Consider the following 14,899-nt stretch of genomic DNA (forward strand, 5'->3'; position numbering starts at 1 on the left):
CTCGGAATTTAGCAACATCCAGAAAGCTTCATATAAATAGTAGAAGTATAGTATCCTAAAAGGAAGGTGAGCAATTATGGCATTATTTTCTCTCTTTAATACAAAGTGTGTGATTTGCAAAAGAAAAAGTAAGCCATTGCGAAAATATATCGATGATCAAGGAAAACAAATTAAAGTTTGTATACCATGTTCGGAATATGCGGAGAGAAGAGCCTATCGAAGAAAATAGGAAAGGATGAATAGATTGTATCTAACTATACAAGAAACTGCAGAGTTATTATCAGTATCTGAGGCACAGGTTAAAAAGCTTATTCAGGAAAAGAAAGTTCGTGCACTCTTTGATGGAGAACAGTATCTGTTGTACAAAGAGCAATTTAACACGCATTTAGAACAGATTGAAAAGTACAAAAAACTTTATGAAGAATATCAAAATGAACCGATTCCAGAGGATATTGATGTAAAAGATGAAGACTAAGACGGTAAAAGGGTGAAATCATGCCAACTGAACAATATATATACACGCTCAAATTAATTCCAAGATTGCTGGATGAACGAAACTGGACAGAAAAAGAAAATGAAATTGTTCAAGCGCACTTTAATCAATTAAAAAGGTTAATGGAAGAAGATAAGGTTGTGCTTGCGGGGAGAACCCTAAACGATGATGAGTCCACTTTTGGAATTGTTATACTTCAAACTAATTCAGAGGCTGAGGCAAGGGAGATTATGGAGTATGATCCTGCAGTAAAAAAAGGAATTATGAATGCAGAACTGTATCCATACCGAGTAGCATTATTTAATAAGAGGTTTAATGTATAGAAAATGGCCATCAATATAAGATGGCCATTCTTTTAATATCCTTTTTTATAATCTACCAAATTTAAAGGTAAAGGGTTGCCCGCGACATAACTCTTTAGATTAGGAATGAATATATCGTCAATCACACGTTTCGTATAATGTTCAGTGGAGCCTGAAGTATGTGGTGTTATTATGACATTTTCAAAGTCCCAAAGCGGGCTATCCTCTTCTAGAGGTTCCTTTGTAAATACATCAAGTCCAGCACCTGCGATTTCCTCAGAACGAAGAGCCTCGATTAATTCATCTTCTTTTACGATTTCTCCTCTTCCAATGTTAATAAAAAAGGATGAGGGCTTCATTGCTTTAAATTCTTCTTTACCGAATAGGTGTTGAGTTTCTTTTGTTAGCGGTAATGTTACAACTACATAATCACATTGTGGAAGAACTTCATGTATTTGAGTTGAAGTATACATTTCATCAACAAACTCAACGTCTTTGCCGGAATTACGTACACCAAGTACCTTCATTCCAAAAGCCTTTGCGAGTTTAGCCGTTTCCTTTCCAATAGCCCCTACACCAATGATTCCAATCGTTTTTTCATGTATTTCGAGTTTTAAGCCAGAGTGATGCCATTTCTTTTCTTGTTGGTTTCTTACATATGTATGAATCTTTCTAGTTAAACCAAGCATCAGCGCAAAAATGGTCTCTGAAATAGGATAAGCATGTACTCCATTTGCGCTGGTAAGTTGTATGTGACGTTCTTCAAGTGATTGAAGTGGCATACTGTTAACACCTGCACTCCAGCTTTGGAGCCACTTTAACTTAGAATCTAATTGTAGGCATTTCTCTGAGATTTCCTTTTTCCAGCCGACAACAACTTCAGCATTCTGTAAGTGGTCTAACCAGACAGAGGAATCTCTTCCTGCAATTACTTCCCAATCAGGCACCACCTTTTTTATATTTGTTAATTGTGATGGTTCTATATTTTGTGTAATAACTAGTTTAGACACGTTGTTCCTCCTTCGTTAATTTAAGAATTTACTTTTTTAGAAGCATGCTTTGATTCATACATTTTTGAATCAGCCAAGTTGATATAATAATCAATATTTAATTCCTCAGGATTTTCTAATAGAGGGAGTGTGACTGTCCCAAAAGAGAGTGACGCTTTTTTATTGAAGTTTTGTAATTCAACATCTAATCGCCTGCCAATTTCAATAGCATTTTCCTCAGTACAATTTGGAAGCAATAAGATAAACTCATCTCCCCCAAACCGGAAAATACTATCAAAGTTTGCCCGTATTCTAGAAACCACTTTCGCAAAGTGTTTCAATAATCGATCACCTTCAAGATGACCATGCTCATCGTTTACCAACTTTAAGTTATCAATATCAATTAACATTAATGAAAGAGGATATTTAATGCGGTAGGCTCGTTTCATTTCCTCAATGGCCCTGTCATAAAAATGTCTTCGATTAAAGACGTTTGTGAGTGGATCCGTAATACTTTCGCTGCGTAACTTTTGATTTCTCTGTTGAACAAATCCATCAAAAAAGGCGTTTTGACGGTAATTGCTTAACTCAAACACACGCTCTATAAGTAATCCGGTAATGGGTGTAAGTTCAACCCCATGGAGTACCTTTAAAAAGTGTCGTAGCGAACAAATGCGGGTACTATTAGTTAACAATAGAATTTGCTGCATAGTAAGTTGAGTTTTAGTCGCATATATCCTGCCTAACTCGTAGCCTGTTTTCTCGGACTCGCGGATGAAGTTCAAATAATCATTGTCATCGTAAAAAAGTGCCCTACCTTGTGTGCGAAAAGTTTCTTCTAAAGATGTAGCGTATGTAGGACTTTCAACTATGAAATTATTTAATTCTGGATTTTGACGCAACTCGATAAAATGATCATTAATTATCGATGGTATAATATCTAGAATCTGAGGGAAATAGCTATCTCGTAACGCTGAAAGATTCATAGTGGCCCACCAGTCTTTATTATTTATTCGTATGTACATGGTTAATTGTGCTAATTTGTACATATTTTAGAATAGCATTTATTATCTTAATAATATAATAAGTACCATAAAACTTCCATTCAAAATACTTTGAAATATTGTATTCATTCGAGTATTTCCTATTAAATCCAAAAGATATTTATTGAAAATAAAAGCGTTTTCTTATATTATTAAGTATAGGCAAATAGTTTGTTTAGTAACCTAATTAAAATTGTTAATACAAAATATGAGTATTGTATGTAAGTTAGGGAGCATGTAGCCAATTTGAAAGGGTGAAAGAAATGAAAACATTTATTACGGATGATTTTCTATTATACAATGACACTGCGAAGGAATTATATCATAATGTGGCAAAACATTTGCCAATCATAGACTATCACAATCATTTAAACCAAGTAGAGATTCTAGAAAATAAGAACTTTAGTAATTTGTCAGATATATGGCTTGGTGGAGATCATTACAAGTGGAGATTAATGAGAGCAAATGGTATTAGTGAGGATTATATTACTGGGAATAAACCAGAGTATAAAAAATATATGGCTTGGGCTAAAACAGTTCCCAATACGATAGGTAACCCACTTTACCACTGGACACATTTAGAGCTTTTACGCTATTTCGGAATTGATGAGTTATTAGATGAAACAACTGCACCTGCTATTTGGGAAGAGGCGAATGAAAAACTTGCTACTCCTGAATTATCTGTACGTTCCATTTTTGAAAAATTTAAGGTGGAATTTGTAGGAACAACGGATGATCCAACGGATGACTTAGCTAGTCATAGTAAGTTGAAGAATGAAGGATACAGCGTTAATGTTTCTCCATCGTTCCGACCTGATAAAGGTTTAACAATTGAAAAAGATGACTTCCTACCATGGGTTGAAAAACTAGGGGAAGTTACCAGTCAATCTATTGAAAACTATGAAAAATTCCTAAGTGCCCTTGCATCACGCGTGGATTTCTTTGATGAAAGAGGCTGTAAGAGCTCTGACCATGGATTAAGTGTACTTTTCTATGAAGCAGCAACAAAAGAGGAAGTATCAGCTATTTTTGCTAAGAGATTAAAAGGTAATCAGCTTACTCAAAAAGAGGTCGACCAATTCAAAACCTACACATTAGTAACGTTAGGCGAACTTTATGCTGAAAAAGGCTGGGTAATGCAGCTTCATATTGGTGCAACAAGAAATAATAATACTCGTATGTTTAATCTGCTCGGACCAGATGCCGGTTTTGATTCAATCGGTGATATCAAGGTTGCTGATAAATTATCAAGAATTTTAGATGCTTTGGATGTACAGAACAAGCTGCCAAAGACTGTATTGTATAGCTTAAATGCAAATGATAATAATGTTTTAGCTGCTATGGCTGGAAACTTCCAAGGATCAGAAGTTCCTGGAAAGGTTCAATTCGGTACAGCATGGTGGTTCAATGATACAATTGACGGAATGGAAGACCAAATGAGAACCTTGGCAAACATGGGGCTTATTAGCAACTTCATTGGTATGTTAACTGATTCTAGAAGCTTCCTTTCATTCCCAAGACATGAATACTTCAGAAGAATTCTATGTAATTTATTAGGAACATGGGTTGAGCAAGGAAAAGCACCAAGAGATATGGAACTCCTAGGAAGATATGTACGTGGCATATGCTATGAAAATGCAAAACGTTATTTTTCAATCTAGGTAGTATTATAAATGGAAGTGGTGGTTTTTGATATCTTTCAAAAACCGCCTTTTTCTTTTCTAGGTAGACAACAAATGGAGAAGGGGGACTGTAGAAAGTACCGTCCAAAATAAAAACAGCCCTTTCTTATTTTAAATAAGGGCTGTCAGTTGAAGAAGTTTGTTTATCTGGAATTGATAGAAGAATGGAAGGTACTTCTAAGAAGTGTTGAATTCCTAACGCACAAGCACCAAGCACACAAGAATCATTTCCAAGTTCTGAAAGAACGATTTCTCCATATTCACTTACAGAAGAAATTAAGCGGCTCTTAATTATTTCAATAGCTTCAGGATAGATACTTAATATGCGGCTATTAATAACAATTGTTTCTGGATTGTATAAATTAATAATATTGTTAAGACCGATTGAAACATAATTTAAATATTGATTAATATAGCTCTTCGCAACAGGATGATTGGTTTGTAGTAAGGTCTCAACATCAGAAATCGTTATTTTGGTCTGTTGGAGTTCAGTTTCTAATTTGCTCAGTAGATAAGGCTCTGAAGCATAAAGCTCCCAACAGCCATGATTTCCACATTTGCAAGCCTCACCATTTGGGTATATAATCATATGCCCCATTTCCCCGGCATATCCGTGAAAACCTTTGTGAAGCTCACCATCAATTATCATTCCAGAACCGATACCAGAAGTTAATATAACGGTTAATAGATTGTTGCTTTGGTGATGTTTAAATACTTTTTCAGCAAAAGCAGATAGATTTGCATTATTTTCTACTAATATTGGAATGTTCAATTCCTTTTGTAAGTCCTCTTTAATATGTTTCTGATGCCACTTATACCTTGGGATAAATCGGATGCTTTCATCCTTTTTATTAACTGTACCATGAATCCCAATTACAACATTTACGATTCCGTATGGATGATTAGAGTATTCCAGCTGAAATACCTTTATATTTTTAATAATGGTTTTAATAATATAATCATAGTCTTCAGTGTCAACTTTATGCTCATTTACGGATACGGGCTTTCCTTTTAAATTGGAAACAGTGTAAATGATCGACTTATAATCTAAATCTATTCCTAAGACATAACCAGCATTTTCATTAATAGAAAGCATGATAGGGCGTCTACCTACAGAGTTATGCTCCTGTTGTGTTTCATAAACCAATCCTTCTTGTAAAAGATCAGCAACTTGGACAGAAATGGTTGCCTTGTTTAACCCCGTAATCTTTGATAAGTCAGCTCTTGAAATTAAACCATGTTCTATAATTTTTTGGATGATTAAACTTCTATTAATCTTTTTTATATATGCGCTATCGCCAGTAACCATTTGTTTAACCCCTTTGTCCATTGAAGATAGATACTGAGTATATACTTTAGTAGTAATGTAAAGGCTTACATCGTGTGTGGTAATTAGTTTGTGAGATAATCTAATTATAACAGAAATAGGAAAATAAGCTATGGGAAAATGACTAGCAGATTGTTTAAAGAAAATATAACTATACGATAGATCGCAAAAGTGTAGAGTATAATCATTTTTCTGGTTTTAACAACTGGCAATGCAAACAAGAATTTTAAAAAACTACTGCTATTTAAAGCGTTTACAATTAATATTAAAACATAATTAGTTTGACTGAAAAACAAACTAATCAAGAACGTTTAAATTAGTAGGTTAGTAATCTTTTCTTTGCTAGTAAATAAAAAATAGAAAACTCAATCATTTTAGGAGGATGATTAGTTTAATAGACATTTAAAATATTTATTTAGTTTGTATATTAGACAAATATGATGAAAGTACCAGTCGTTGTTTAAATTGAAAAGGAAATGTAAATATTGAATGTATTTCATGGAACGTAAGGATCTGGAAATTAGGTAATACAAGGATAAGATTACAAAAGTTATAGATCGTATTAAACAATTTTATATACATTGGGGGTTAAAACATGGAAAAGAAAGAAATGAGAAAGTTTGGTGTCCGTGACCAGTTTGGTTACATGTTGGGAGATGTTGGAGGGGGATTTGCAAACCTTTACATTGGTTCATTTTTCCTTTTATTTGCAACTTCCGTATTGGGTGTTAGTCCTTATTTTATGGGTACACTGTTTTTAGTTTCAAGGATATTTGATGCTGTTACAGATGTTTTTATGGGAAGTATTCCAGACAGATGGCGATTAGGAAAAAGTGGTGATAAGTTTTTACCTTATATTAATATTTCCAAATGGTTGCTCGCGGCATCAATTTTAATTTCATTTGCTGATGTCTCAAGCTGGTCATCAACTGCCATTCATGTTTGGGTTGTATTTGTTTACTTATTTTATGGAATTGCTTACACTGCTGATTCTATCCCTTATGGCTCATTGGCGGCTGTTATTACAGAGGACCCAATTGAACGTACTAAACTATCCCGTGCTCGTTCTGTTGGTGGAATGGTAGTTGGAATTGGATTTTTATCTTTTGTTCCTATGTTTATCTATGATAAATCTGGGAATCTAGTACCTGAAATGTTTTTCTATATTTCTATCGTATTTAGTATTCTTTCTGTTCTTGCTTATACAGGGCTTGTCAAATTGACAACAGAACGTGTTCGAGATAATCGTCCTGTAGGAACAAAAACTGACTATAAATTTACAGAGGCTTTAAAAGCGGCTTTAAAGAATCGCCAATTATTAGGAATGATGGTAGCAAGTATTGGTTCATTACTCATGATTAATGGGGTTTCCCAATTAGGTGCAATTGTGTTTGCAGAATACTATAAAAAACCTGGTGCATTTGCGATTAACTCATTCTTACAAATGGGAATAACTCTTTTATTGTTCATTTTCGTTCCTAGATTAGTTAAAAGGTTTGGTAAACGAAATATGGTTATAGGAACTGCAAGTTTCAGTTTAATTGCTTCTTCATTAATTACAATCTTTATTATTGAAAATGTTTACATTTATATTGTAGCTTATAATATTGCAACAATAGCAAATATGGTCTTTGTAATGATTGTTTGGGCTCTTGTTACAGATTGCTTAGACTTTACAGAGCTTAAAACTGGTAAACGATATGATGGAACAATTTATTCTATTTATTCGTTTTCACGAAAAGTAGGCATGGGTATTGGTTCTGCCCTTGGTAGTTATGCTTTAGGATGGGTAGGATTTGTTTCAGGGCAAACTTCTCAAAGCCAAGAAGTGGCAGAAGGTGTATTACGTATGTATAACGGACTGCCTATTTTAGCCTTTGCTTTAATGATTATCGGTATAGCGTTTATTTTTAATTTAAATAATGCGAAATCACAAGAAATGTACGATACATTAAAAGAAAGACGAACTGCAAACTAATAAAAGATGATCAGAAATTTAATGAAAAATGTATTGTCCAATAGTTAAAAAGAGGTGTTATAAAATGAGAACTCGGTTTTTATCAAAATGTACAAACGGGGAAGTTGAAGAATACCTACAAAGCAATGATTTAATTTTTGTACCTGTTGGTGTAACTGAAACACATGGAGCATTACCACTTGATGCTGAGACGGTTTTTGCTGAGGCTGTTGCTTTAAAAATGGCAGAAGCAACAAACGGACTTGTTCTTCACAATCTCCCATATTTCTTTTCTGGTGGGACAGCGATGGCTCGTGGAACAGTTAATATAAGTGTTAAAGAGGGAATGAGATATTTAGAAGCTATAGCAAAATCACTTTTAAAACAAGGTTTTAGAAGACAAGTGTATGTAACTTGCCATGGTCCTGCTCACATAACACTAAGTGGAATGGTTCGTGACTTCTTTGAAGAAACCAAAGTTCCAATTCTTTATATGGACATGGTAAAAATAGTTGATACTGTTGAAGATTTAAGTTACTCATTTATGGAAAAGTTTAACGATATGAGTATTGGTGCTTATAAAATCCTTGGAAGATTAGAAGATGTTCCATTAAATGTACCCGTATCAGATTCAGTAACCTATGATGTACAAAACATGTTAGCTGGCATGGGTAAAAATCCAGGTAACCAACTCGGAAAATATGCATTACAGTCAGGTGCAATTGGTTCTTACTTTGATAAAGCATCCGATCACTTAGTAACACCTCTTCTAACATCAGAGGAAGAACGTGAAAAATTTGCTCAATCGGGAGTACTTGCCTTAGAAGAACTTATTCGAAAATTAGATATGCCAACAGTTGTAGACCTTATTCGAAAAACAGATGAATATACTCAAAACGAAAGTCTTCAAAAATACGGTGAGTGGCTATAATTATTATAAAAAACGAGAAATTTATTTTCTCGTTTTTTCCTTTTTATACATTTCCTTTCAACCTTCGTTAGTTTTCCTTTTTCCCATATTTATATAGTACTTTTCAATCACAATTTCACTTATAATATGTAAGACGTAAAAACCTTCTAAACTTTCAGTCTTGAACAATTTTTGAAAGAATTGTTACCAAAATATTAATTTATACCATATGTGAAGAAAATCACATGCAAAAGAACTCGAACGGGTGTATGATGAATTTGTAGATAAAGTTTGTTCAGTTATGAACAATATTAATGTATTTAAATACCCTTTTATGGAGGTCCTTATAATGAGAGCATGGAATGGTTTTAAAGACGGTAAGTGGCAGAAGGAAATTGATGTACGTGATTTCATTTTACAAAACTTTACTGTGTACACAGGAAATGATGAGTTTCTAGCGGGTCCAACAACCCATACATTGGAGCTTTGGGATCAAGTAATGGAGTTAACAAAGCAAGAACGTGATAATGGTGGAGTTCTTGATATGGATACGAAAGTAGTATCTACAATTACTTCTCACGGACCTGGATATTTAGATGTAGAAAAAGAAAAAGTAGTTGGAGTTCAAACTGATAAACCCTTTAAACGTTCTTTACAGCCTTTTGGTGGAATTCGTATGGCTGTTGATTCAGCAAAATCATATGGATTTGAAATTGATCAAGAAATCGTAAAAATCTTTACAGAATATCGTAAGACACATAACCAAGGTGTGTTTGATGCATATACTCCTGAAATGAAGTTGGCTAGAAAAGCAGGTATCGTGACTGGTCTTCCAGATGCGTATGGCCGTGGAAGAATTATCGGTGACTACCGCAGAGTAGCACTTTATGGTGTAGACCGTTTAATTGAAGAAAAGAAAAAAGACCTAGAATTAATAGGTAACGGAGCTATGTCAGATGATGTAATTCGTGACCGTGAAGAAACTTCAGAACAAATCCGAGCTCTACAAGAACTAAAACAATTAGCGGTTTCTTATGGCTACGATATATCTGAGCCTGCAACAAATGCCAAAGAGGCATTCCAATGGTTATATTTCGCATATTTAGCTGCGATTAAGGAGCAAAATGGTGCGGCAATGAGCCTTGGTCGTGTGTCAACTTTCTTAGACGTTTATATTGAAAGAGACATTCAAAATGGTGTACTAACTGAAGAAGAAGCACAAGAAATTGTTGACCACTTTGTAATGAAACTACGTCTAGTGAAGTTCTCAAGAACTCCTGATTATAACGAGCTATTTAGTGGGGATCCAACCTGGGTTACAGAATCTCTTGGTGGCGTAGCACAGGATGGTCGTCCATTAGTAACTAAGAACTCATTCCGTTTCTTGCATACATTGGATAACTTAGGACCAGCACCAGAGCCGAACTTAACAGTACTTTGGTCAGTAAACTTACCAGAGAGCTATAAAAAGTATTGTGCTAAGATGTCTATCAAGACTAGTTCAATCCAGTATGAAAACGATGATATCATGCGTGAAACATATGGAGATGACTACGGTATTGCTTGCTGTGTATCTGCAATGACAATTGGTAAGCAAATGCAGTTCTTCGGTGCTAGAGCGAACCTTGCGAAAGCATTATTATATTCAATTAACGGTGGTATTGATGAAAAACTAAAAATACAAGTTGGACCTTCATTTGCACCGATTACTTCAGAGTATCTAGACTATGAAGAAGTAATTCAAAAATATGATGTCGTTCTTGAATGGTTAGCTGGATTATATGTAAATACGTTAAATGTCATTCACTATATGCATGACAAATACAGCTATGAGCGTTTAGAAATGGCTCTTCATGATCGAGAAATCCTTCGTACAATGGCTTGTGGTATTGCGGGATTATCAGTTGTTGCGGATTCACTAAGCGCAATCAAATTTGCAAAGGTAAAAACAATCCGTGATGAAAATGGTATTGTTGTAGATTACGAGATCGAAGGAGACTTCCCTAAATACGGAAACAACGACGATCGTGTAGATGATATTGCGGTTGAGCTTGTAAAACGCTTTATGAACAAAATTAAAAAGCACAAAACATACCGTAATTCAGTACACACTCAATCTATCTTAACAATCACTTCTAACGTAGTGTATGGTAAGAAAACTGGTAATACACCTGATGGACGTAAAGCTGGAGAACCATTTGCACCTGGTGCAAACCCACTTCACGGACGTGATACAAAAGGTACACTTGCTTCACTAAGCTCAGTTGCAAAATTACCATATGAATATGCATTAGATGGTATTTCTAATACATTCTCAATTGTTCCTAAAGCATTAGGTAGAGAAGAAGAAGCAAGAATTAGTAACCTTGCAGGTTTACTAGATGGATATGCAATCAAAAAAGGTCATCACTTAAACGTAAACGTATTTGACAGAGAAACCTTACTTGACGCAATGGAACATCCAGAATTATATCCACAATTAACGATCCGTGTTTCTGGATATGCAGTAAACTTTATTAAACTAACAAGAGAACAACAAATAGATGTAATTAACCGGACTTTCCATGAAAGTATGTAACAAAAATCTTCAGTAAAATGTAAGGAGGACGACAGCATGAACGGACGCATTCATTCCATTGAGACGTGTGGCACAGTAGATGGACCAGGCTTACGTTACGTCATATTTACACAGGGGTGTTTGCTCCGCTGCCAGTTTTGTCACAACCCTGATACTTGGAAACTAAATATTGGGAAGGAAATGTCTGTGGAAGAAATTATCAATGATCTTAAAACGTATCTTCCCTTTTTCCAAGCATCAAATGGTGGAGTAACGGTAAGCGGTGGTGAACCGTTGCTACAGGTAGATTTCCTAATTGAGTTATTTAAGGAATGTAAAAAATTAGGGATTCATACAACGATTGATAGTTCTGGTGGATGCTTTAATCGTACTCCACATTTTATTGAGCGTTTAGAGGAACTGCTTACTTTAACTGATTTAATTCTTTTAGATATTAAGGAAATCGATACTGTTAAACATAAAGAATTAACAGGAATGGGTAATGAACATATCCTAGATTTTGCACAATATCTATCTGATAAAAAGGTACCGGTTTGGGTGCGTCACGTGTTGGTTCCAACCATTAGTGATAATGACGAGGATCTTACTAAACTTTCAGAGTTCATCAAAACTCTAGGTAACGTAGAAAAAATAGAAATCCTTCCATACCATAAACTAGGAATCTACAAATGGGAAAGCCTTGGTTTAGAGTATAAACTAAAGGGAGTAGAACCTCCTACAGAAGAGCGGGTAAGAAACGCAGAACGCATTTTAAGAGGATAGAGAAAAAAGAGCATCGGAAACGATGCTCTTTTAATTAACGTTAAAACTAATTCGTGCCTCTATGGTATAATCCTTTTTTTCGTTTTCTCCAGTATAAAAACGAGCACTACCGTTTATTTCATATTGCCCAACTGGGAAACCTTCTTCTTCAAAAAATCGCTTCATAAAGCTTACATAATCCGGGGGATCTTGGTCACTAAATCCACCGCTTTTTACATACTCTTCACGATATGGTTCCCCTTTTTGTAACGTCGTAGATAACAAGGGCTCATTCATGGCATATTCAATTTCATAACCTCGTGACTTTTCGGTAATATCAAAATAAAAAGGAGATGCAGCATGATAGATTGTTATTGAATCGAGCTCTCCAATATACTCTAATTCTGCGTGAATTTTGACTTTCTCTCCTTCTTGATATGAATCTTTATCTGAAACAAGCCGATAAACAAGGTCCTCTTTGGTAATTTCGGCATTCATGGTAGCTGTGCTGCCGCTTTGCACTGGTTCATTACTTGCACCCCCACAACCGACCAAAGTAATAAAGAGAAAAAGTGTAAAACAAAAAAAGATTAAAGACTTCATTGGAGAGCCTCCTAATTTCAATATTAATAACTAATTTTACCATATATTCTTTATTTAAAAGCAGGAGAAACAACGATTTATGGGTAATGTAGAGGTGATAATAAAAAAATTATTATTTCCTTGAAACAAGATTGCTATATACACGTCTTATTACTGATTGGAGGCGAGAGAAATGGATTCGGAGATGTTTAATTTTGAAGACATTTATGATACCTATTACCGAGATGTATATCATTTTGCGCTTTACTATACGAATAATCGGCAAGAGGCTGAAGATATTACGCAGGAAACCTTTATTAAGGTAATGAAGCACCTCGGTTCACTAAATAATCCAGAGAGGCTTAAGACGTGGATCTTTTCAATTGTAAAAAACACGGCGATTGATTTAAAAAGAAAGCAAAAATTTGTTCATTATTTACCTGATTGGATTTATGAAAAAGCATCTGATGAAAAGACGCCAGAGGCTCAAACGATACAAAAAAATGAATGGTCAGAGCTGCAAGAGGCTCTATTAAAATTAAAACCCCAGTTTCGTACTGTCATGATTTTACGCGGGTTAAAGGATTTAACAATAAAAGAAACTGCTGAAATAATGGGATGTAGTGAAACAAAGGTACGTGTAGATTACCATCGAGCACTTCAACAAATGAAGAAGAATGTCCATTCGTATGAAGAAAGGTGGGGACTAAAAAGTGAACAATCTTAATGATGAAAAATGGTTAGAACCTTTACGGAATCGGCCTGATCTTGAGCCAAATCCTGTATTTGCTAAAGAGTTAAAAGCTTCATTGTTGGAAGGACGATATAAGAATACTGGTAACAGAGGGTGGTTACTACGTTTTCGGGTGCTAGTACCTGCATTGATGGCAATCTTATTGTTTTCGGTTATTACAGTGTCGTTCTTGTCTAACGATATGCCCAATCAAGGTGAGGTACCTACTGAAACCGTTAAAACACCTGATGATTCAAATGAAGTAAATCCGAACTTTGATGCATTGATAGCTGAGAATACTGCGTATAAAACTCTTTATGACGAGGTGTTTGAGCAAACGAAGGTAGAAGAGGCTAGTAAAACAGTAGTTTATTTCTTTGAAGCATTACGTGTTAAGGATCAAAAGTACCTTGAAAATAGAGTGTTTTTCGCTGCGAATCCAGAAAAAGAGATACCTGTACTATTAGAGTTTTATGAAGGATTTGATGAAAATTCTTTAAAGCTTGAATATGTTGTAAGAAGTTTAGGAGAGCAAAGTTATGAAATTGTTTTTACCTATGAACAAAATAATCAGGTGAAAACTCACCATATACATTTAGATTTACAGGATGAAAATAACTTCCTAATTTATGCGCCATTGGATAAGTTTGATCCTGAAGAAAACCGAAAACAGGCTATCAACTTAAAGGCTAAGGGCATTGAAGAAATGATGGAGTTAGGAATTACAAAAGAAGAGGCAGTTAATAGATTTGGTTCCGCTTATACGGAAGGCGTTAATCCTAACTTTGATCACGATGGTACTGTTGAAGACTGGATGTATCATTTTTATGGTAGTGATAATCAGGAAGGAGAATTCACTCCAGATATTGATATCGGAATGCTGAAAAATCAACAGGTTGGAGTGATACTCAATATTGGATGGTCTGTATATGGTAAAGCACTGCGAATGGATCTTTACTATGGAAAAGATGGAAATGTATTTAACGTAACTTTAAACGAAGATGGTTTTTCTGAATATGATATAACCCCTAATAAGGATAATACATCACTGAAAGACCTTGAATTAACAGAAGAGGAAGAGGTTTTATATAAAGAGTTTAAGAAGGAACAAAATCCTGAAGTTCTGCGAAATGCTCATCCGATAAGTATAGCTAAAATGTATATACATGCTCAACTCGATAATGACATAGAGACTAATTATGCTTTATATACCACTCGGGAGGACAGGGTTCTTTGGAATCTTGATCAACAAAGAAAAGATTGGGAAAAGGATCCACCAAACATTGTAAATATCATAAAGCAGCTTTCTGGCCTTGGTGCTGGTACATGGAATGAGATAGACGAAGATGAAGGGTATATTCATTTTAGAAATGAAAATGGAGAGCAATGGTTTTCAATGATTAGAGATCCAAATGGAGTATGGAAGGTTTCGTTTTTACCTATACAATAATGAAGTAACAGACGCTAAATAAATGTTAGCGTCTGTTTTGTTCGCCCAGCATGGGCGAACTCTAACGGGTGAAAGTCCCTAGTACGACCTGGTAGCGGTAAGTACATAGCTG

At 35.0% G+C, this 14,899-nt stretch carries 13 protein-coding genes; 9 read left to right on the top strand and 4 right to left on the bottom strand.

Going from position 1 to position 14,899, the window contains the following annotated elements:
* The first annotated feature begins 235 nt into the window (after window positions 1-235).
* Both AB3M96_RS09535 and AB3M96_RS09540 read left to right on the top strand, forming a co-directional pair.
* Entirely contained in the window at window positions 236-475 is a 240-nt protein-coding gene (locus AB3M96_RS09535; protein WP_412967362.1) for an excisionase family DNA-binding protein, read from the top strand.
* Between the two features lie 20 nt (window positions 476-495).
* Window positions 496-816: a YciI family protein gene (locus AB3M96_RS09540; RefSeq protein ID WP_412967363.1), complete on the top strand. Its 321-nt coding sequence runs from the start codon at window positions 496-498 to the stop codon at window positions 814-816.
* Window positions 817-848: 32 nt separating this feature from the next.
* On the opposite strand, the gene AB3M96_RS09545 is transcribed toward AB3M96_RS09540, so the two are convergent.
* Window positions 849-1,805 (bottom strand): D-2-hydroxyacid dehydrogenase, encoded by a 957-nt coding sequence (locus AB3M96_RS09545; RefSeq protein ID WP_412967364.1) that lies wholly within the window; start codon window positions 1,803-1,805, stop codon window positions 849-851.
* A 20-nt stretch (window positions 1,806-1,825) separates the two neighbouring features.
* Entirely contained in the window at window positions 1,826-2,770 is a 945-nt protein-coding gene (locus AB3M96_RS09550) for a GGDEF domain-containing protein (RefSeq protein ID WP_412967365.1), read from the bottom strand.
* Window positions 2,771-3,090: 320 nt separating this feature from the next.
* Between AB3M96_RS09550 and uxaC the strand changes: the two genes are divergently transcribed.
* A complete protein-coding gene (uxaC, locus tag AB3M96_RS09555; protein ID WP_412967366.1) occupies window positions 3,091-4,488 on the top strand; it encodes a glucuronate isomerase in 1,398 nt (465 codons plus the stop codon).
* Window positions 4,489-4,615: 127 nt separating this feature from the next.
* Here uxaC and AB3M96_RS09560 read toward each other — a convergent pair whose 3' ends face one another.
* Window positions 4,616-5,818 carry an ROK family protein gene (locus tag AB3M96_RS09560; protein ID WP_412967367.1) on the bottom strand — a complete coding sequence of 401 codons (1,203 nt, stop codon included), beginning with the start codon at window positions 5,816-5,818 and terminating at the stop codon, window positions 4,616-4,618.
* Window positions 5,819-6,431: 613 nt separating this feature from the next.
* Between AB3M96_RS09560 and AB3M96_RS09565 the strand changes: the two genes are divergently transcribed.
* From AB3M96_RS09565 to pflA, 4 genes are all read left to right on the top strand, one after another.
* The gene (locus AB3M96_RS09565; protein WP_412967368.1) at window positions 6,432-7,814 is read left to right on the top strand and encodes an MFS transporter; all 1,383 of its coding nucleotides are present in this window, start codon (window positions 6,432-6,434) and stop codon (window positions 7,812-7,814) included.
* 64 nt (window positions 7,815-7,878) lie between these two features.
* Window positions 7,879-8,724: a creatininase family protein gene (locus AB3M96_RS09570; protein ID WP_412967369.1), complete on the top strand. Its 846-nt coding sequence runs from the start codon at window positions 7,879-7,881 to the stop codon at window positions 8,722-8,724.
* Window positions 8,725-9,052: 328 nt separating this feature from the next.
* Window positions 9,053-11,281 carry a formate C-acetyltransferase gene (gene pflB, locus AB3M96_RS09575; protein ID WP_412967370.1) on the top strand — a complete coding sequence of 743 codons (2,229 nt, stop codon included), beginning with the start codon at window positions 9,053-9,055 and terminating at the stop codon, window positions 11,279-11,281.
* Window positions 11,282-11,317: 36 nt separating this feature from the next.
* Entirely contained in the window at window positions 11,318-12,043 is a 726-nt protein-coding gene (gene pflA, locus AB3M96_RS09580; RefSeq protein ID WP_412967371.1) for a pyruvate formate-lyase-activating protein, read from the top strand.
* 30 nt (window positions 12,044-12,073) lie between these two features.
* Here pflA and AB3M96_RS09585 read toward each other — a convergent pair whose 3' ends face one another.
* Window positions 12,074-12,625, bottom strand: coding sequence for a hypothetical protein (locus AB3M96_RS09585; RefSeq protein WP_412967372.1), 552 nt, complete (start codon window positions 12,623-12,625; stop codon window positions 12,074-12,076).
* Between the two features lie 172 nt (window positions 12,626-12,797).
* Between AB3M96_RS09585 and AB3M96_RS09590 the strand changes: the two genes are divergently transcribed.
* The gene (locus AB3M96_RS09590) at window positions 12,798-13,331 is read left to right on the top strand and encodes an RNA polymerase sigma factor (protein WP_412967373.1); all 534 of its coding nucleotides are present in this window, start codon (window positions 12,798-12,800) and stop codon (window positions 13,329-13,331) included.
* Window positions 13,318-14,787, top strand: a complete 1,470-nt coding sequence (locus AB3M96_RS09595; protein ID WP_412967374.1) for a hypothetical protein — start codon at window positions 13,318-13,320, stop codon at window positions 14,785-14,787. Before AB3M96_RS09590 ends, AB3M96_RS09595 begins: the two co-directional genes overlap by 14 nt.
* Window positions 14,788-14,899 lie beyond the last annotated feature (112 nt).

This window comes from Ferdinandcohnia jepli (genome assembly GCF_047246645.1).
Taxonomy (GTDB): Bacteria; Bacillota; Bacilli; order Bacillales; family Bacillaceae_L; genus Ferdinandcohnia.

Coding starts and splice junctions, on each gene's coding strand:
- AB3M96_RS09570 (WP_412967369.1), top strand. CDS start 7,879: ATGAGAACTCGGTTTTTATCAAAATGTACAAACGGGGAAGTTGAAGAA.
- AB3M96_RS09590 (WP_412967373.1), top strand. CDS start 12,798: ATGGATTCGGAGATGTTTAATTTTGAAGACATTTATGATACCTATTAC.
- AB3M96_RS09550 (WP_412967365.1), bottom strand. CDS start 2,770: ATGAATCTTTCAGCGTTACGAGATAGCTATTTCCCTCAGATTCTAGAT.
- AB3M96_RS09540 (WP_412967363.1), top strand. CDS start 496: ATGCCAACTGAACAATATATATACACGCTCAAATTAATTCCAAGATTG.
- AB3M96_RS09560 (WP_412967367.1), bottom strand. CDS start 5,818: ATGGTTACTGGCGATAGCGCATATATAAAAAAGATTAATAGAAGTTTA.
- AB3M96_RS09535 (WP_412967362.1), top strand. CDS start 236: ATGAATAGATTGTATCTAACTATACAAGAAACTGCAGAGTTATTATCA.
- pflA (WP_412967371.1), top strand. CDS start 11,318: ATGAACGGACGCATTCATTCCATTGAGACGTGTGGCACAGTAGATGGA.
- uxaC (WP_412967366.1), top strand. CDS start 3,091: ATGAAAACATTTATTACGGATGATTTTCTATTATACAATGACACTGCG.
- AB3M96_RS09565 (WP_412967368.1), top strand. CDS start 6,432: ATGGAAAAGAAAGAAATGAGAAAGTTTGGTGTCCGTGACCAGTTTGGT.
- AB3M96_RS09585 (WP_412967372.1), bottom strand. CDS start 12,625: ATGAAGTCTTTAATCTTTTTTTGTTTTACACTTTTTCTCTTTATTACT.
- pflB (WP_412967370.1), top strand. CDS start 9,053: ATGAGAGCATGGAATGGTTTTAAAGACGGTAAGTGGCAGAAGGAAATT.